Source organism: Pseudoalteromonas sp. TAE79 (genome assembly GCF_000498015.1).
Lineage (GTDB): Bacteria > Pseudomonadota > Gammaproteobacteria > Enterobacterales > Alteromonadaceae > Pseudoalteromonas.
Map to the genome: position 1 here is coordinate 26154 of NZ_AUTL01000288.1, position 18714 is coordinate 44867.

The 18714-nt window shown below is 40.7% G+C and carries 14 protein-coding genes and 1 pseudogene; 11 read left to right on the forward strand and 4 right to left on the reverse strand.

The annotated features are described in order from the left end of the window. Nucleotides 1-8: 8 nt before the first annotated feature. The 3 genes from groL (at nucleotide 9) to L655_RS0123880 (ending at nucleotide 2897) form a co-directional block, all read left to right on the forward strand. A complete protein-coding gene (gene groL, locus L655_RS0123870; protein ID WP_024606505.1) occupies nucleotides 9-1658 on the forward strand; it encodes a chaperonin GroEL in 1650 nt (549 codons plus the stop codon). 193 nt (nucleotides 1659-1851) lie between these two features. Then, the gene (gene rnk, locus L655_RS0123875; protein ID WP_024606506.1) at nucleotides 1852-2265 is read left to right on the forward strand and encodes a nucleoside diphosphate kinase regulator; all 414 of its coding nucleotides are present in this window, start codon (nucleotides 1852-1854) and stop codon (nucleotides 2263-2265) included. Nucleotides 2266-2465: 200 nt separating this feature from the next. After that, nucleotides 2466-2897, forward strand: coding sequence for a VOC family protein (locus L655_RS0123880; protein ID WP_024606507.1), 432 nt, complete (start codon nucleotides 2466-2468; stop codon nucleotides 2895-2897). A gap of 22 nt (nucleotides 2898-2919) precedes the next feature. On the opposite strand, the gene L655_RS0123885 is transcribed toward L655_RS0123880, so the two are convergent. Beyond that, nucleotides 2920-4395, reverse strand: coding sequence for a bifunctional ADP-dependent NAD(P)H-hydrate dehydratase/NAD(P)H-hydrate epimerase (locus L655_RS0123885; protein ID WP_024606508.1), 1476 nt, complete (start codon nucleotides 4393-4395; stop codon nucleotides 2920-2922). A 239-nt stretch (nucleotides 4396-4634) separates the two neighbouring features. Here L655_RS0123885 and gmk point away from each other — a divergent pair, with 239 nt between their 5' ends. The 5 genes from gmk (at nucleotide 4635) to L655_RS0123910 (ending at nucleotide 10047) form a co-directional block, all read left to right on the forward strand. Continuing rightward, entirely contained in the window at nucleotides 4635-5255 is a 621-nt protein-coding gene (gene gmk, locus L655_RS0123890; RefSeq protein ID WP_024596677.1) for a guanylate kinase, read from the forward strand. 124 nt (nucleotides 5256-5379) lie between these two features. Beyond that, nucleotides 5380-5655 (forward strand): DNA-directed RNA polymerase subunit omega, encoded by a 276-nt coding sequence (gene rpoZ, locus L655_RS0123895; protein WP_002958829.1) that lies wholly within the window; start codon nucleotides 5380-5382, stop codon nucleotides 5653-5655. Nucleotides 5656-5777: 122 nt separating this feature from the next. Beyond that, the gene (spoT, locus tag L655_RS0123900) at nucleotides 5778-7883 is read left to right on the forward strand and encodes a bifunctional GTP diphosphokinase/guanosine-3',5'-bis pyrophosphate 3'-pyrophosphohydrolase (protein ID WP_002958827.1); all 2106 of its coding nucleotides are present in this window, start codon (nucleotides 5778-5780) and stop codon (nucleotides 7881-7883) included. Between the two features lie 12 nt (nucleotides 7884-7895). Further along, entirely contained in the window at nucleotides 7896-8288 is a 393-nt protein-coding gene (locus L655_RS0123905; RefSeq protein ID WP_002958826.1) for a RidA family protein, read from the forward strand. A gap of 151 nt (nucleotides 8289-8439) precedes the next feature. Beyond that, nucleotides 8440-10047 (forward strand): FapA family protein, encoded by a 1608-nt coding sequence (locus L655_RS0123910; RefSeq protein ID WP_024606509.1) that lies wholly within the window; start codon nucleotides 8440-8442, stop codon nucleotides 10045-10047. Between the two features lie 39 nt (nucleotides 10048-10086). On the opposite strand, the gene asnA is transcribed toward L655_RS0123910, so the two are convergent. Then, entirely contained in the window at nucleotides 10087-11082 is a 996-nt protein-coding gene (asnA, locus tag L655_RS0123915; RefSeq protein WP_024606510.1) for an aspartate--ammonia ligase, read from the reverse strand. A gap of 197 nt (nucleotides 11083-11279) precedes the next feature. Between asnA and asnC the strand changes: the two genes are divergently transcribed. From asnC to recG, 3 genes are read left to right on the forward strand one after another with little or no spacing between them, the layout of a single operon-like run. Continuing rightward, a complete protein-coding gene (asnC, locus tag L655_RS0123920) occupies nucleotides 11280-11738 on the forward strand; it encodes a transcriptional regulator AsnC (protein ID WP_002958822.1) in 459 nt (152 codons plus the stop codon). Nucleotides 11739-11779: 41 nt separating this feature from the next. Then, nucleotides 11780-12466: a tRNA (guanosine(18)-2'-O)-methyltransferase TrmH gene (trmH, locus tag L655_RS0123925; RefSeq protein ID WP_007580009.1), complete on the forward strand. Its 687-nt coding sequence runs from the start codon at nucleotides 11780-11782 to the stop codon at nucleotides 12464-12466. A gap of 58 nt (nucleotides 12467-12524) precedes the next feature. Continuing rightward, nucleotides 12525-14606 carry an ATP-dependent DNA helicase RecG gene (gene recG / locus L655_RS0123930; RefSeq protein WP_024606511.1) on the forward strand — a complete coding sequence of 694 codons (2082 nt, stop codon included), beginning with the start codon at nucleotides 12525-12527 and terminating at the stop codon, nucleotides 14604-14606. A 160-nt stretch (nucleotides 14607-14766) separates the two neighbouring features. Here the strand turns inward: recG and L655_RS0123935 are convergent, their stop codons facing one another. Both L655_RS0123935 and L655_RS01000000126135 read right to left on the reverse strand, forming a co-directional pair. Next, the gene (locus L655_RS0123935) at nucleotides 14767-16899 is read right to left on the reverse strand and encodes an alpha-galactosidase (RefSeq protein ID WP_024606512.1); all 2133 of its coding nucleotides are present in this window, start codon (nucleotides 16897-16899) and stop codon (nucleotides 14767-14769) included. Nucleotides 16900-17223: 324 nt separating this feature from the next. Then, nucleotides 17224-18702: pseudogene (locus L655_RS01000000126135) on the reverse strand (SLC5 family protein). Nucleotides 18703-18714 lie beyond the last annotated feature (12 nt).

Below are 18714 nucleotides of genomic sequence, written 5' to 3' on the forward strand. Positions count from 1 at the left end.
TTTAAAACATGGCAGCAAAAGAAGTACTTTTTGCAGGTGACGCACGCGCTAAAATGCTAACTGGCGTAAACATCCTGGCAAACGCAGTAAAAGTTACATTAGGTCCTAAAGGCCGTAACGTTGTACTAGACAAATCATTTGGCTCTCCAGTTATCACTAAAGATGGTGTATCTGTAGCAAAAGAAATCGAACTTGAAGACAAGTTTGAAAACATGGGCGCACAAATGGTTAAAGAAGTTGCATCTAAAGCAAATGATGCAGCCGGCGATGGTACAACTACCGCTACAGTACTTGCACAGTCTATTGTTAATGAAGGCCTTAAAGCTGTTGCAGCAGGCATGAATCCAATGGATCTTAAGCGCGGCATCGACAAAGCAGTTATTGCTGCTGTTGCAGAGCTTAAAGCGTTATCTGTTCCTTGTTCTGATACTAAAGCAATTGCACAAGTAGGTACTATTTCTGCTAACTCTGATCAAGAGATTGGTAATATCATTGCTCAAGCAATGGAAAAAGTAGGCCGCAACAGTGGTGTTATTACTGTAGAAGAAGGTCAATCACTTGAAAACGAACTAGATGTTGTTGAAGGCATGCAGTTTGACCGTGGTTACTTATCTCCTTACTTTATCAACAGCCCAGAAAAAGGCACTGTTGAGCTAGATAACCCATTTATTCTACTTGTAGATAAAAAAATATCTAACATCCGTGAATTATTACCAACATTAGAAGCGGTTGCTAAAGCAAGTAAACCACTACTAATCATTGCAGAAGACCTTGAAGGCGAAGCACTAGCTACATTAGTAGTTAATAACATGCGCGGTATTGTTAAAGTATCAGCTGTTAAAGCACCTGGCTTTGGCGATCGTCGTAAAGCAATGCTACAAGATATCGCTGTATTAACTGGCGGTACTGTTATTTCTGAAGAAATCGGCTTAGAGCTTGAAAAAGCAACAGTTGAAGACCTAGGTACAGCTAAACGCGTAATTATCACTAAAGATGATACAACTATCATTGACGGTGCTGGCGAAGAAGCGAGTATTACTGGTCGTGTTTCTCAAATTAAAGCACAAATTGAAGAAGCTACATCTGACTACGATAAAGAAAAACTTCAAGAGCGCATGGCTAAATTAGCTGGCGGTGTTGCAGTAATCAAAGTAGGTGCTGCTACTGAAATCGAAATGAAAGAGAAAAAAGACCGCGTTGAAGATGCATTAAATGCAACTCGTGCAGCGGTTGAAGAAGGCGTAGTACCTGGCGGCGGTGTTGCACTTGTACGTGCTGCTAGCAAGCTAGTTGATTTAGTTGGCGACAACGAAGATCAAAACCACGGTATTAAAGTTGCACTTCGTGCGATGGAAGCACCACTTCGTCAAATCGTAACTAACGCAGGCGACGAAGCATCAGTTGTAATTAACGCAGTTAAAGGCGGCGATGGTAACTACGGTTACAACGCAGCAACTGGCGAATACAACGACATGATTGAAATGGGTATCCTAGATCCTACTAAAGTAACACGCTCTGCGCTACAGTTTGCAGGGTCTATTGCGGGTCTAATGATCACTACTGAAGCAATGGTAGCTGAAATCCCTAAAGACGAATCTGCTGGTGCACCTGATATGGGCGGCATGGGTGGAATGGGTGGTATGGGCGGCATGATGTAATCATCCCCTAAACACCTAGCTCAAATAAAAACCCAGCTTCGGCTGGGTTTTTAGCTATTGGGCACAAATAAAGTAAAAGCCACAGGTGTGGCTAATTAATAAAATGACTTCGCGTATCCCTTTGCTTCTTAAATGCATGCCAAGCCATACTCAGAGTTAATTTTATTTATTAAAAATTATTAAGGATATTAAGATGAATAAAAAACCTGAACTAATCATCTCATCACTCGATGCAGATAGATTGTATGACTTAATGGAATCATTGCCTGCAGGTAGCTTTGCTAATAAAGAAGAATTGGAAGCTGAACTGGCACGAGCGGCAATAGTCGAACCTAAAGATATGCCATCGTCAGTTGTAACAATGAACTCAACTGTAAACTTTATTGTTGAGTCTTCTAAAGAAGAATTTACGTTAACCTTAGTGTACCCAAAAAACAGTGACTCTAGCGGCGATAAAATATCGATATTATCCCCCGTTGGTAGCGCATTACTTGGGCTAAACCAAGGCGATGAAATTGAGTGGCCTAAACCGAGTGGCGGCTTAATAAAGGTAAAAATAAAAGAAGTAACCTATCAACCAGAACGTACTGGCGAATTACACAGATAAACATTTTATGCATTTAACGCTAAAACTCGACTTAAAGTAAACCCAGCCTCGGCTGGGTTTTGCTTTTTATTATAAACCAGATTGTTACTGTTTAATTTATACCTATAAATAAGCTACATACTGCGAGCATATACCCTACTTGATCGTTTACTAAATATGATAAAAAGTACATTTATTTAATAGTACGGAGTAAACCAAACATGACTAACGTTCAACAGCATATAAGCGGCATTGCATTAGTTGTTAAGGACTACGACGATGCCATTGAGTTTTATACTCAAAAGCTCAACTTTGAGTTAGTCGAGGATACTGATTTAGGAGATGGTAAACGCTGGGTATTAATTTCACCTCCAAATTCAAACGGGGCTTGTTCAAACAGAGCTAATTCGAGCAGGACTAATCTACTGCTTGCTAAAGCCACAACGCCCAAACAAATTAGCGCTATTGGTAATCAAACGGGTGGTCGCGTGTTTTTATTTTTGCATACTAATGATTTCTGGCGAGATTATAATTTAATGCTTTCTAAAGGTGTTACATTTAACGAAGAGCCTAGAGTAGAACCCTATGGCACCGTAGTGGTTTTTGAAGACCTATATGGTACAAAATGGGATTTACTGCAGCTTAATAATTAGTTATGTAAAGTGACGCTTAAACTCACGTCACTTTATTAACTAACTCTCTTACAATTGCGAATAAATCACTGGGTAGCATTCCTCTTTGCCCATCTTGCTCACTTGCGGTATCACCAGCTTTAGCGTGCAGTGTTACACCATAACGTGCTGCTTCATCAATAGTTAAACCTTGAGCAAGTAATGCCCCAATAATACCAGTGAGTACGTCGCCACTGCCGCCAACTGCCAGTGCTGGGTTGCCATCTTCACATACCCACGTGTGCTGGGCATTATCTATTAATGTTCCAGCGCCTTTTAATACACAAGTCGCGTTATAGCGCTTGGCGCAAAGGCGGGCATAATTAAAGCGGTCTGATTCTATGTCGCTGGTACTAACACTTAGCAGTCGCGAAGCTTCGCCTGGATGTGGCGTAAGTACGCATTGCTCTAACATATACGATGAGGCTTGCTTAGCGAGTAAATTAAGGGCGTCTGCATCTATAACCAATGGCATTTTATTGTTTTGGCAATATTGCATTACTTCATCGAATGTTTGTTGTGCCCACTCGTCTTGCCCAAGCCCTGGGCCAATAACAACACAGCTTGCCCACTCTAGCGCTTGATGTAGGTTATTACTGCTTACCATAAGCTCTGGTCTGCCAATACTAATAGGTGTTATTGAGCTTTCGTGTGTATACACCCTTACCATGCCAGCACCCGTTCTAAGAGCTGCTTCACTACTTAACCTAATTGCACCTGCAGTACCTTGATTACCACCAACACATAAAAGCTTGCCATGGCTGCCTTTGTGACTATTGATTGCCCGCGTGGCTATTCCTTTAAAGCTATTAATATTTATCAAGGTTCCTGATGACTGAGCTATACAAGTAAACGCATCACCAATTGCTAAATCATCAAAAACTAACTTACCGCTATGTTGTTTACCTGCCGTCGTTGTGAGCCCTTGCTTTATACCTACAAAAGTAACGGTTGAAGTAGCTTGTACTGCGCAACCTAAAGGCTGTCCTGTATTTGCTTCAATGCCTGATGGAATATCAATGCTTATTACGGGCTTACCACTGTTATTTACAGCGTTAATTATATTCGCAAAATTATCGCGCACGGCGCTATTAAGCCCAGTACCAAGGAGCGCATCAATAACGATATCGCACTCATTAAGAGCATCTTTTGTAAAATGAGAAACCACCCCACCCGCTTCTATCCATAGCTGCTGCGCTTTTGCAGCATCACCGTTTAATGCTTTATCAGGTTCAGCAGCGCATACTGTTACCTTTTTACCTGCTTGCATAATAAGCCTAGCTACAACGTAACCGTCTCCAGCGTTGTTACCATGGCCAACAATGACTAATGTATGCTGTACATCAAATAACTGCCATTGCTTATATACAGCCTCGCCTGCTCGCTGCATTAGGGTAAATAAATCGCAATGACTATTTTTAGCCGCTAAAGCTTCATTATCTCTTACTTGTTGTGCGGTAAATAAGGTTTTATTAAGCATAAAGGCTCCTTTAATAGGTGATACTTCACCTTATCAAATACTTATATCTAGCGGCTAGTTCTGTTGGCAATTTTAAATTGCAATTTTATTTAAAGTCTAACACTCCCACTTCAATTTGGGCATGGCTCACTTGAGCACGTCTAACTTGAGCAAGGTGAGCTAATTAAAGTACAATGCAGTTAATTAAAGGCTTGGTTTACTTGTAATCCAAGCCTGTTTATTTTTAGGTAGAGAAAAGCATGGCACAAACTCGCGGTAACTTATTTATTTTATCAGCCCCTTCAGGTGCTGGTAAATCAAGCTTAATCAATGCGTTATTAAAAAAACACGCTGATATGAAAGTATCTGTATCACATACAACTCGCGCCCCTCGCCCAGGCGAAGAAAATGGTGTGCATTATCACTTTGCATCTACAGATGAGTTTAAAGCGCTTATTGCCAAAGATGACTTTTTTGAATGGGCCCAAGTGTTTGACAATTACTACGGCACATCAAAGCAGGCTATTGAGTCGCAACTTGATGCGGGTATTGATGTGTTTTTAGATATTGATTGGCAAGGCGCGCAACAAGTGCGCGAAATAATGCCAAGCGTAAAAACTATTTTTATACTACCTCCTTCAAAAGAAGAGTTAGAGCAACGCTTAAATAATCGTGGCCAAGATTCGGCTGAGGTTATTGCCTCTCGTATGGCAAAAGCACAATCTGAAACATCACATTATAACGAATACGACTATGTAATTGTTAATGATGACTTTGAGAGCGCGCTTGGCGACATAGAAATGATTGTAATGGCTCAGCGCTTAACCCTAAAAGCGCAAGAAGAACGCCATCAAGTTTTACTAAATAGCCTGCTTAAATAATTTAAGTCTATTTAAATCAGGCTTAGACAAGTAAAACTGATAAAAATTGAACACTGGCTATTGGCGAAAGTGGCTGCTTGCAGTAAACTACGTCTTTGATTTAAATTATTTTTGGAGTGCTGTGATGGCCCGCGTAACAGTTGAAGATGCAGTAGATGCAGTTGGTAATCGTTTTGACTTAATTTTAGTTGCGGCTCGTCGTGCCCGCCAAATTGCTGTTGGTGGTAAAACTCCACTAGTAGACCCTGAAAACGATAAGCCAACGGTAGTTGCTTTACGTGAAATTGAACTAGGTTTAGTTGATAGCTCTTCAATGGACTTAATTGACCGTGAAGAACAACAACACCAAGAAGCAGCTGAATTAGCTGCTGTTGCTGCTATTGTTGGTGGCAACCAATAATCAACCTCCCGGTCTGATTTAGCCAACGGCGCAGTATTTCTACTATAGCCGTTGGCAATCCTCTCTTTTCATCGTATATTCGTAACTTACCTAATTTGCTTCACTAGAACATTGGAGTGTGAATGTATCTTTTTGAAGGTCTTAAAAAGAAAATCTCAGAATACTTGCCCGCTGCTGATGTAGAGCTGGTTCAAAAATCTTACGTGGTAGCCCGAGAGGCCCATGAAGGACAAACTCGCTCGAGTGGCGAACCTTACATAACGCACCCAGTAGAAGTAACCCAAATTCTTGCAGGCATGCATCTTGACCATGAAACGCTCATGGCCGCGCTAATGCATGATGTAATTGAAGATACTGATTTTAGTCAGCAAGATTTAGCCGAGATATTTGGCGAAACTGTTGCAGAGCTAGTTGAAGGTGTGAGTAAGCTCGATAAGCTTAGCTTTAAAGATAAAAAAGAATTCCAAGCTGAGAACTACCGCAAAATGATTATGGCAATGACTCAGGATATTCGAGTCATTTTAATCAAGCTTGCTGATAGAACACACAATATGCGTACTTTAGGCGCATTGCGCCCAGATAAGCGCCGCAGAATAGCACGTGAAACACTAGAAATTTACGCACCAATTGCAAACCGTTTAGGTATTCACGATATTAAAAATGAGCTTGAAGACTTAGGTTTTCAAGCGTTATATCCTATGCGTCATCGCGCACTTAAATCGGAAGTTGCTAAAGCACGCGGTAATCGCAAAGAAGTTATTACTAATATCCAGCATGAAATAGAAGCACGTCTTGAAGAATCAGGCATTAAAGCAACTGTGTCTGGCCGTGAAAAACATTTATATAGTATTTATAAAAAAATGCTTAATAAAGAACTGCTATTTAACGAAGTTATGGATATTTACGCGTTTAGAATTGCAGTTGACTCTATGGATACGTGTTATCGTGTATTAGGTGTAGCTCATAGTCTTTATAAACCTATTGAAACACGCTTTAAAGATTATATTGCAGTACCAAAAACAAACGGTTACCAATCGCTTCATACTTCATTAGTTGGTCCACACGGTATACCTGTTGAAATTCAAATTCGTACTCACGATATGGATCATATGGCCGACAAAGGTGTAGCGGCGCATTGGATGTATAAAAAAGCAGGTGATGGTGCAGGTAATACTTCGCAGCAACGTGCTCGCCAGTGGATGCAGAGCTTATTAGAGCTTCAGCAAAGTGCGGGTTCATCATTTGAATTTATTGAAAATGTAAAAACTGAGCTATTCCCAGAAGAAATTTACGTATTTACACCAGATGGGCGTATTGTTGAGCTACCGATGGGTGCTACCGCAGTCGATTTTGCCTATGCCGTGCATACAGATGTAGGCAACACCTGTGTAGGCGCGCGCGTTAATCGCAAGCCGCACCCTTTAAGTAGGCCCTTAGATACAGGGCAAACTATAGAGATAATAACAAGCTCAGGTGCCCACCCTAATGCAACATGGCTAAACTTTATTGTTACTGGTAAAGCGCGTTTGGGCGTTCGTAATTACCTTAGAAGCCAGCATCATGAAGAAGCTATGCTTTTAGGGCGCCGCTTACTTGATTCAGCGTTAGGTGAAAACAAACTAGATAGCATTGCTGATGAAAATATAGCGAGAGTACTTGAGGAGCACGAACTAACAACGCTCCTTGAATTACTTGTAGAAATTGGCTCTGGTAACCTAATGAGCATGTTAATTGCCAAACGCCTATTACAAAATGACAGTGACGACTTAACTGATATTACCAGCCAAGCCAAAGCGACCATTATTGGTACTGAGGGCATGCTAGTTAATTACTCTAAGTGTTGCCGACCTGTACCTGGCGACGCTATTACAGCTCATGTAAGCCAAGGTAAGGGCCTGACCGTTCACCGCCAAGAATGTAAAAACATCCGTGGCTGGGAAAATGAGCGCTCTAAATACTTAGTTGTAAAATGGGACGACAACCCAGAGAAAGAATATATTGCAGCTCTGAGAGTTGAAATTATTAATCATCAGGGGGCTCTGGCTAAATTAACCAATGTTGTTACTACAACCCAAGCCAATATTGTAGAAATTACCACCGATGAAAAAGAAAGTAATTTATACGTGATAGATTTAGGGGTTACCGTTAAAAACCGTATCCACGTTGCTAACATCATGCGCCGCATTCGCGTTATGCCTGATGTACAAAAAGTCTATCGTAAAAAGTAAAATAGGAAACACATGAATAAAGCATTTATCTCTACCGACAAAGCACCTGCTGCCATTGGCACTTACAGCCAAGCAGTTAAAGTAGGTACCGCTGTTTATTTATCTGGTCAAATTCCATTAGTGCCAGAAACGATGGAAATGATTTCAGAAGACTTTAGTGAGCAAACGCATCAGGTATTTAAAAATATCACTGCGGTATGTGAAGAAGCAGGCGGGCAAATTCAAGATTTAGTGAAAATAAATATTTATCTAACTGATTTATCTAACTTTGCTACTGTAAATGAAGTGATGAGCCAATACTTTAAGCAACCTTACCCAGCGAGAGCTGCATTAGGTGTTCGTGCACTTCCAAAAGGTGCACAAGTTGAAATAGATGGAATAATGGAACTTCCTTCTACCAATTAAGTATTACAGGCTATAGAGCCTCTCTATAGCCTTTCTTTCCCTCTTAGCACTTCGTTCTCTGTGACCTCTTGACTCAAATGTAAATTTCTAGCAATCTGTAGTTGTGTTTTAAAAAACAAACTTAACTTAAGTAGTAAAAAAGGATTAACTCGTGTTTAAGCTTGCCAACAATGGAAATGTTTTACTTGATGTAAAAGAACATATTCCTCCCAGCGCTGCATTTATTTTAGAGGCTCTCGAAAAGTCAGCTTTTTACGACTGCAAAATAGATCATGACGCTATTAATGATTTTTTTAAAAACGAAAACACACAACACACTCTGGTTGTAGCAACAAAACACAATGCCACTTTAAATGTAACAATTAGCGACGATAAAATGTTGGCCATTGGCGAGCTAACCCTTGCCCAAGGCGGAAAATTATTAAGTTTAGAAGATGCAAAAAAACAACTCGTTAAAGCAGGAATTGTGCGTGGCTATAAGCAAGCATTTTTAGAGTTGCTACTGCAAAAACAGTTTGAGCATACAGCGGGTTCTGTCGTTAAGGGAGTATTAGCTAAAGGCAGACTCCCAAGTGATGGTTTGGCCACTAAACTAATAACAACCGTAGAGACTTTAAAAGACCGTTTAAAAACCCCCAAGCTCAAAGAAGATGGCAGCGTGGATATGCGCGACTTTGGCAAGCTTGCAAGCGTAGAGCCAGGCTCTGTGCTTATTCGCCAACAACCAGCAACCCCTGGTAAAGAAGGCTTCACCGTAATAGGTGACATACTGCCCGCAAAACCCGGAGAAAATAAACAATTAGTGGCAGGCGAAGGCACCGAAATATCAAAGCTGAATCCGCTTGAACTAGTCTCTACTATTGCAGGTGTTCCGGTTGAAATTAATAATGGTATGCGTGTCGACGATATTTTTACCATTTCAGATGTAAACGTAAAAAGCGGCCACATAGACTTTCAAGGCAGTGTTATTGTTACCCGCAATATAGACCCTGGAATGAAAGTAACAGCCAAAGGCGATATTACTATATTTGGCACTGTTGAATCAGGAGAGCTTACCGCAGGCGGAAACATCACCGTTAAACAAGGCATTATTGGCCATCAAAAAGCCGACGAACAATCACTGTCTTGTAAGCTTATTGCACGAGGTGATATTCACGTATCCCATTCACAGTATTGCTACCTAGAAGCAAATAATATTTTTATTGATCGCCAAACAAGCCACTGTGTAATGAAAGCTAAACGCTTACTGCAAGTTGGTCAATCCGACTTACCTAAGGGTAAAATATTTGGTGGCGAAATACTTGATGCAACGACCCTCATTGCTGGCGAAATAGGGAATGAATCAGGTGCTAAAGTGATTATTAACCTAGCGGCTTCTGGCGCCGAAATAACAGCAGATACTGATAATTGCTTTAAAGACTTAGCTAAAACAGATGCACAGCTAGACACGTTGCAAGCAGCACTAGAAAAAACTGATTTAGTGAAAGATGCCGAAAAGAAAAAACTATTAATTACTAAAATTGGTGCTACTCAAAAGCATTATTGTGAGCAGGCAGAGCAATTAGAAAAACGTCTTTCAAACTTAGATCACGACTTACACGATTTACTTAACGACGCTAATTTAGCGGTAAATTCTGTTTTGCATTCAGGTGTAGAGATTCATATTTTTGATAAAGTACTTAAAACAATCCGCAATTACCCTCCGTGCAACGTTAAGCTTTTGAATAACAAAATTGAAATAGAGTTCAAAACAAGCTAATAACTGAGTGCTCTATTGAGCACTCAAATTTATTCACATTTAAAGTAAACCGCTTACCTCAGCATGTGTTTGCTGCGGCCATACACCCACTTGTACTTGACCAATATGCTGCTTTTGTAGCAAGAGCATAGCCAAGCGCGACTGCCCTATTCCACCCCCAATTGTTTGCGGAAATTTACTTTGTAGTAGCGCTTTATGCCAATCAAACTCTAAGCGGTCTTCATCTCCAGTAACCCTTAACTGCGCTTTTAAAACTTCAGGACTTACGCGTATACCCATTGATGAAATTTCAAAAGCGTCTTCAAGTACTGGATTCCATACTAAAATATCACCATTTAAACCCGTGTATTGCTCGCATGTCGGCGTAGACCAATCATCGTAATCTGGGGCTCTTACATCATGGATTTTGCCATCACCAAGCGCGCCACCAATACCAATTAAAAATACAGCACCATATTCTTGTGCAATGGCTTTTTCGCGTTGTTTAGCGCTAAAGTCAGGGTACATTTTACGTAGCTCTTCACTGTGCACAAACTTAATGTCGTCCGGTAAAAAAGGCGTCAAACCATAAGACTCACTTACAAAAGCTTCCGTCTCTTTTATCCCTTTATAAATAGATTGAACAGTTTGCTTTAGTGTTGCCAGCGAACGCTCTGTGGTTTCGTTAATTACTTTTTCCCAATCCCATTGATCAACATATACAGAATGAATAGGACTTAATGAATCTTCATCTGGGCGCAAAGCTTTCATTTGAGTGTAAATACCCTCACCAACACCAAAGCCATAAGTTGCGAGTGTTTTACGTTTCCACTTAGCTAATGAATGCACCACTTCGTAGCGACTATCTGTAATCGCTTTTACATTTACAGCAACTGCGTTTTCATGGCCGCTTAAGTTATCTTGCGTGCCGTCACCTACTTTAGCCAAAATAGGGGCTTGAACCTCAACCAGCCCAAGTTGGGTTTCTAGTTGCTGTGAAAAAAATTGCTTAACTTTACTTATTTGCTGCTGTTGCTGCACATAGTGTGAACTCATAATAATTGGCCTCATTCCCAGTTATTGTTACTTGCTTAATTGATAAAAAGCGCCCTAATGAGCACCTTTAATGAGGTTAATGTAACGATTTGATTAATTAATTCAATATCCCACAATAAAAATAGCTTTAAGATATTAAAACCATCAATTAAGTGGTATAAAAATCATATATTCGATAATTTTATAAGAAAAATATAATGGAAAATTATTTAATCGATAATCTCGATAAACAGATACTTCATGCATTAATGGCAAATGCCCGTACTGCGTACGCCGAATTAGCAAAAAGATTTAATGTAAGCGCAGGGACGATTCACGTAAGAATTGAAAAAATGAAGCAAGCAGGGATCATTACAGGCACCCAATTAACGATTAATACTAAACAGCTAGGCTACGATGTGTGTTGCTTTATAGGTATTAATTTAAATAACGCACGTGATTACCCACAAACACTTATAAAGCTAGAAGCATTGGAGGAAGTGGTAGAGGCTTATTACACAACAGGTAACTACAGTATATTTATAAAGGTAATGACAAAGTCCATTGATCACTTACAAGATGTGCTGATTAATAAGATACAAGCAATAGAAGCCATTCAATCAACAGAAACACTGATTTCTCTACAAAATCCAATTAGCCGTACGGTAATGCCTTAACTGCAAAAATCTCGTATAATTGCCGAAAAAAGAGGATAACCATGCAGCAAACTCGCTACCAAAGAATCGAAGACGTACTTTCGCGCCGTCAAACAGACTTAACCGTGTGCTTAGAAGACGTGCACAAACACCATAACTTATCTGCAATAGTACGAAGTGCTGATGCGGTTGGTTGTCATCACGTACATGCTGTATGGCCTGAAAAGCAAAAATGGCTAACAAATAATACCTCAGGTGGCAGTAAAAACTGGCTAGAGACGCACTTACATAGAAATATTGATGATGCTGTTACTGCAATGCGTGAACGCAATCCAGAAATACAAATATTAGCGACTCACTTATCAGAAGATGCCGTTGATTTTAGAGAAGTAGATTACACCAAGCCAACGGCTATTATTGTTGGACAAGAAAAAACGGGGATCTCAGAAAAAGCCCTAGAATATGCCGATCAAAATATTATTATTCCAATGCAAGGCATGGTGCAATCACTAAATGTTTCAGTCGCTGCTGCGCTAATATTGTTTGAAGCACAGCGCCAACGCGAGCTGGCTGGTTTATATAATAGAGATATGTTGAGCGCCGAAGTTAAACATCCACTTTACTTTGAAGGCTGCCACCCTATTATCGCAAGGCAGTGTAAACAAAAAAAATTACCCTACCCCGCACTTGATGAAAACGGCGAAATCGTCGCTGACGAGCAATTTTGGCAAGCTTTAAAACATACTTGATGGACTAAAGCTCTGTAAGTACACTTAACTTATTCACAAATAATAAGATTGATATAATTTGTCTAAACCTAGCTTAAATCAATACCCAATTACAGAGCTCAAAGGGGTCGGCCCAAAAATGGCTGAGCGTTTGTTAAAGCTAGGTATTTTAACTGTGCAAGATATGCTTTTTCATTTGCCACTTCGCTATGAAGATCGCACTCGCTTATACGCGATTAATGAGTTGTCACTACATAGCCACGTGAGTGTTGAAGCAACAATTGAAACAAGCCAAATTACGTTTGGTAAAAGGCGCATGCTTGTTTGCCAAATCAATGATGGTACTGGCAGGCTAACACTACGATTTTTTAATTTTACCGCTGCACAAAAAAACGCATTTAGCGCTGGTAAAATAATACGTTGCTTTGGTGAAGTGCGCCGTGGCCGTGTTGGCTTTGAAATGAGTCATCCTGAATACAGCATCAGCGATACCTCTAACGAGCAGCCGGTAGCGACAACATTAACGCCCGTTTATTCAACTACCGAAGGTTTAAAGCAACTATCGATTAGAGCTTTAAGCGAACAGGCTATTGATTTACTAAATAAATACTCAGTAGAAGAACTACTGCCTTCACAGTGGCAGCCATCAAATATGCCACTAAGTGACGCCTTATTATTACTGCACCGCCCACCAAATGATGTTGATGTAACTGCATTAGAGCAAGGTACTCACCCTGCTCAACAGCGCCTTGTATTCGAGGAGTTACTTGCTCAAAACCTCAGCTTATTAAAAGTGCGAGAGCAAGGGCAACAAGTTAAAGCCGTGGCATTAAATCCGGTAAACACATTAGAAAGCCAATTTTTAGAGCAACTTCCTTTTGCACCCACAAATGCGCAAAGCCGCGTAGTTGCTGAGATTAAAGGTGACATGCAACACGCGTATCCCATGATGCGTTTAGTACAAGGCGATGTAGGCTCAGGTAAAACCCTAGTAGCAGCACTTAGTGCACTAACAGCCATTGCGCAGGGCTTTCAAGTCGCTTTAATGGCTCCTACTGAAATTTTATCAGAGCAACATGGTGTTAATTTTACAACGTGGTTTAATCAACTAGGTATAACAGTTGCTTGGCTTGGCGGTAAAACAAAAGGCAAAGAGCGCGTAGCAACACTTGAAAAAATAGCCTCTGGTGAAGCGCAAATGATTGTAGGTACTCACGCTTTATTTCAAGATGAAGTTAAGTTTAATAACTTAGTGCTTATAGTTATTGATGAACAACACCGCTTTGGTGTCCACCAGCGTTTATCACTGCGTGAAAAAGGTAAGTTTGGTGATTGTTACCCTCATCAACTAGTCATGACCGCAACACCCATTCCACGTACACTCGCTATGACCGCCTATGCCGACTTAGAAACCTCTGTGATTGATGAGCTGCCACCTGGGCGTACGCCAATCACAACAGTGGCACTTCCTGATACTCGCAGAGACGATATTATTGCCCGCGTTAAATTAGCGTGTAACGAGCAAGGCCGCCAAGTTTATTGGGTGTGTACACTTATTGATGAATCTGAAGTACTGCAATGCCAAGCCGCCGAAGACAGCGCACTGCAGTTAAAAGAAGCGCTACCAGAGCTAAACGTAGGCTTAGTACATGGGCGAATGAAATCAGCTGAAAAACAAGCCATTATGAGCGAGTTTAAGGCAGGAAACATACACGTATTAGTAGCCACTACGGTTATTGAAGTTGGTGTAGACGTCCCTAATGCGAGCTTAATCATTATAGAAAACCCTGAGCGCTTAGGCTTAGCACAGCTGCATCAGTTACGTGGGCGAGTTGGCCGTGGCGCTACGGCATCGCATTGCGTGCTTTTATACCACGCACCACTGTCTCATACTGCTCAAAAGCGATTAGGTGTACTACGCGATAGTAACGATGGTTTTGTGATAGCAGAGCGCGATTTAGAAATTCGTGGCCCTGGTGAAGTACTCGGTACAAAACAAACAGGGTTAGCCGAGTTTAAAATTGCCGATCTTACTCGTGATAAGCACATACTTAATCAAGTAAGACCGATTGCACAGCAAATGCTTAAGCAACACCCAGAGGTTGTTGACCCACTAATTCAACGTTGGTTGGGTAACAAGCAAAATTACGCGCAAGCGTAACCACTTTATTTTCGATACTTTTGAGTTTACTAAGTTAATTTACTAAATTAGCTTACTAAGGGTATAAAAAAGCCAGCCCTAAACAATATAGAGCTGACTACTGATATCTCAATAGAGCAGCATAAAAGCGATTTTCGCCCTTTACTGCTCTTAGTTAAATTTAAGCTTTGTTAAGCTCAAATATAAGCGATGTTTGCGGGAATGAAATTGGCATTTGTAAACCAAACTGCATTAACGCTTCACCGGTAAATGTTTGACCATTTACCGCAGCAATAGAAGATGGACGATACTCTTCAAATTTTACCGGCCACACTAAATTAAGTGTGTACTGCGCATCAGCATCTAGGCCAACAAAACGAAGCTTATTAGGCGCTGTACGCGGTGTTTCGCGAACGCTGTTATAGGCAAATAACGCTTTTGTTTTTTGCGCATCGATTAAACCAAAGTTAATAGATAAATCGTCGCTATCTAGGCGGTATAAATCGGCGCTATGAATAAACTCACGATGCTCTTTGTGTAGTGCTATTGCCGCTTTAAGTGCATTGTATTCGTGATCGGTCAGTTCACGTGGGTCCATTTCGATTCCCATGTGGCCAAACATTGATACCGCAGCACGCATTTCAATACTTACATTACGCCCTGTGATATGACAATCGCGTGGGCCTACATGTGCACCCATTACCGACGATGGGAAGAAGAACGAACATCCACGCTGTATTTCAAGGCGATCAAGCGCATCGTTTGAATCTGACGTCCATACACGGTCTGTGTGTGCAAGTACGCCGTAATCTACACGTGCACCACCTGACGAACAGCTTTCTATTTCAAGACCAGGGTGCGCCGCTTTAATACGGTCAATTAAACGATAAAGTGCCAATGTTTGCTGATGCACAGCAGGCTTGCCATCAAAATTACCCGCATGGTTAATATCGCGGTTCATGTCCCATTTAATGTACTTAATAGTTGGGTATTCAACTAAAATATCGTCAATCGCTTTATATAGGTACTCAACAACCTCAGAGCGCGTTAAATCAAGTACTAGCTGATTTCTAAAGCTTAGCTGCTCGTTGTTTTGAGAGCCTAAAACCCAATCTGGATGCGCGCGGTATAAATCGCTATCAGGGTTGACCATTTCTGGTTCAAACCAAATACCAAACTCCATACCTAAGCTATTAACATGATCAATGACTGGCGATAAGCCATCTGGGTAAATTTTGTAATCTACTGTCCAATCACCTAAGCCTGCATTGTCGCCACGGCGGCCTTTAAACCAGCCATCATCAAGTACAAAACGCTCAATACCTAACGGCGCTACTTTGTCGGCTAACTGCTTAAGCGTGTCTACGTCGTGATCAAAGTAAATACCTTCCCACGTGTTGTAATGCACAGGGCGCGCTTTTTCACGTTGAGCTTGGCTAAGTAAATTAGCTTTAACAAAACGATGAAAATTACGAGAAAGCGCGCTAAAACCTTCACTTGAAAACGAGCCATAAATGCTCGGGCTTTGATACGTTTGACCTTTAGCAAGCGTAAGCTCACCAGGAAGTAATAGCTCACCCATTTGTACATAACGACGACCTTCAGCTAAAAGCTCTGCGCGTAGTTTATTGTTGCCGCTCCAACCTAAATGAAAGCCGTAACATTCGCCGTGTTGCTCGCCTGCATTTTCGTTATGCACTAATAAACCAGGAAACACATCGTGTGATGTTTTGCCTTTACGGTTTTCACGTACAAAGCTACCAAGCACTAAATCAACAGATTGACGCTGGAATTCGTTTGCCCAACGACCTTCAAAGCTCACTATTTTACTTACGCTGTCTGGCAATTGAAATGTTGGCGCGGCGCAAAAATTAACGCCCAGTGGTGAGTCACCTAAATTAGTTAATACAGTATGTGCACTTAGTACGTCACTGTTGTTGTCAAGCGTAATGCTGTGCACGACTTCAATACCACGAAGCTTATCTACACTTACAAACTCAACAGTCGCACTTGAAGGCTGACGCACTTCTTGAAGCTCTGGCCCAACTGACCATGCGATTGAGTCATTTACTAGCTCAAGCCCTGGCGCGCCAGTAAAGCCTTCGCCTAATAAAGGAGATAGAGAAATAGGCGCTTCTTCAACCACGGCACATTTTACTTCTTGACGGGTAGCTAGCTGAGTAAGCATTGTTTCTGTTGTTTGCTCAGATAGGCGTTTACCAAAGTACAGTAATGCCGGTGTTTTGCTCTGGCAGTCGAAAATAACGGTGCTGTTTACACTGTCTAATCGATAAAATGATTTAGTGTCGGCCATGATTTTCCTATCCTCTTGTTCATTGTGTGAGTTATAAATATAACGAAAATTAGTAAGCTACACTATTTACTAAATGTATCTCTTTGCTTGAGCCACAATCTATCAGATGGTGACACCCAATAATAATAATGGTATATATCATATAAATTAGGTTTTGATAGTCTTTACATCGCAAATAGTCAGATAAACTCACTGGAAGTACTACTGTAATAAAAGGTATTAAACTAACCCTCACTTTAAAGCTCTGTTATTGCTTTTAATATATATAAAAAATCGGCCAGAGTTGCCCCATGACCGATTTTGTCAGCTTAAACTATTTATAATCTATTTTTGTACTTGTACTTGTCCTGCGTCATCAAGTGCCGGTGTTTTACCTGCCCACTGCGCATTCAAACCAAATACCACTTTATTTACTATCAATGCAAAAGCTACACATACAATCAGTGTAATTGGCATTAAGTGAATGTAATGAATGTCAGTATGTAGTGGGGAGTTTGCAAACGTAAGCATGCCGTACATTACAACACCTAAAATTACTGCTGCAATACCTGCACGTGCATCAACATTTTTAAATAATAAGCCCACTACAAAAATTGAGAATATAGGCATACTTAATAAGCCATTTAATTGCTGTAGCAAGTTAATAATACTGTCTGCTTGCTGGTAAATTGGTACAAGTACCAGTGATAAGCTTGTTAGTAGCAATGTTACGTAACCACTTAGCTTTACAACACTTGGCTCTTTATTAAAGTAAGCTTCGTGAATGTCACATACATATAGTGCTGTAGCTGAATTTAATAAGCTGTTGTAAGTAGACAGCACTGCCGCTGCCATTGCAGCTGCAAACACACCGGTTAACCATGCTGGCATTACATCACCTACAATTCGACCATAAGCAGCGTCGCCAATATCGCCGTAAAGTTTAAACGAAATAATACCCGGTAATACCACAATTGCAGGGACGATTAAAAAACGAATTCCCGCTGCGGCAAATATCCCTTTTTGTGCTTCTTTAACATTAGGAGCAGCCATGGCTCGTTGTGTAATTGTTTGATTAGTACCTCAGTAATACATTTGAATAAAGATCATACCGGTTAAAAGTGTTGGCCATGGAATAGGTGAATCAGCATCGCTTATGAGTGTTAAGCGCTCCTCAGGAATACCCGTAAAGTCATAGTCAATGGCATTTAGTGCTAAAAACACCACTAAAACAGCCATACCCAGTACCAGTAAACCGTTGTAAGTATCAGACACTGCAACTGCGCGTAGACCACCAAAAAACGCATAAATAGCACCTACAATGGCAAATGCGGTGGCAATATACATTAGCGGAATATCAACCTTAAACATGGTTTGCATAAACAGCGCACCTGAGTAAATTACCGCTGGCATGTAAATAAGTGCATTACCTAAAAAGAATAATCCCCCAATAACAGCGCGAATATGTTTGTTGTTATAGCGCTTTTCTAAAAGCTCTGTGGTCGTTGTACAGTTGTATTTGTAATAAACAGGAATAAACACTTTGGCTAAAATAATCAAACCTATAATTGCTGCAAGCTCCCACCAAACTAGTAAAGCCATTTGGTTACCATTCATACCTACTAGTTGGTCGGTACTTAAATTAGTTAATGTTATTGAACATGCAACAAACATCCAAGTAAGGCCACCGCCCGCTAAAAAATACTCTTTGATTTGGCTTTGTCCGTTATTACGATTTTGGCCTCGGCATTTCCAATAAGTAAGGCCACCAATTAAAGCGGTGACAAAAACAAAAACCACCAGCTGTAAAATGTTATCTGACATGTGTGTGTCTCC

Excerpts from the sequence above, each read along its gene's own strand:
- L655_RS0123905 (WP_002958826.1), top strand. The coding sequence starts at position 7,896 with ATGAATAAAGCATTTATCTCTACCGACAAAGCACCTGCTGCCATTGGC.
- L655_RS0123935 (WP_024606512.1), bottom strand. The coding sequence starts at position 16,899 with ATGGCCGACACTAAATCATTTTATCGATTAGACAGTGTAAACAGCACC.
- spoT (WP_002958827.1), top strand. The coding sequence starts at position 5,778 with ATGTATCTTTTTGAAGGTCTTAAAAAGAAAATCTCAGAATACTTGCCC.
- L655_RS0123880 (WP_024606507.1), top strand. The coding sequence starts at position 2,466 with ATGACTAACGTTCAACAGCATATAAGCGGCATTGCATTAGTTGTTAAG.
- L655_RS0123885 (WP_024606508.1), bottom strand. The coding sequence starts at position 4,395 with ATGCTTAATAAAACCTTATTTACCGCACAACAAGTAAGAGATAATGAA.
- groL (WP_024606505.1), top strand. The coding sequence starts at position 9 with ATGGCAGCAAAAGAAGTACTTTTTGCAGGTGACGCACGCGCTAAAATG.
- gmk (WP_024596677.1), top strand. The coding sequence starts at position 4,635 with ATGGCACAAACTCGCGGTAACTTATTTATTTTATCAGCCCCTTCAGGT.
- asnA (WP_024606510.1), bottom strand. The coding sequence starts at position 11,082 with ATGAGTTCACACTATGTGCAGCAACAGCAGCAAATAAGTAAAGTTAAG.
- rnk (WP_024606506.1), top strand. The coding sequence starts at position 1,852 with ATGAATAAAAAACCTGAACTAATCATCTCATCACTCGATGCAGATAGA.
- trmH (WP_007580009.1), top strand. The coding sequence starts at position 11,780 with ATGCAGCAAACTCGCTACCAAAGAATCGAAGACGTACTTTCGCGCCGT.
- asnC (WP_002958822.1), top strand. The coding sequence starts at position 11,280 with ATGGAAAATTATTTAATCGATAATCTCGATAAACAGATACTTCATGCA.
- rpoZ (WP_002958829.1), top strand. The coding sequence starts at position 5,380 with ATGGCCCGCGTAACAGTTGAAGATGCAGTAGATGCAGTTGGTAATCGT.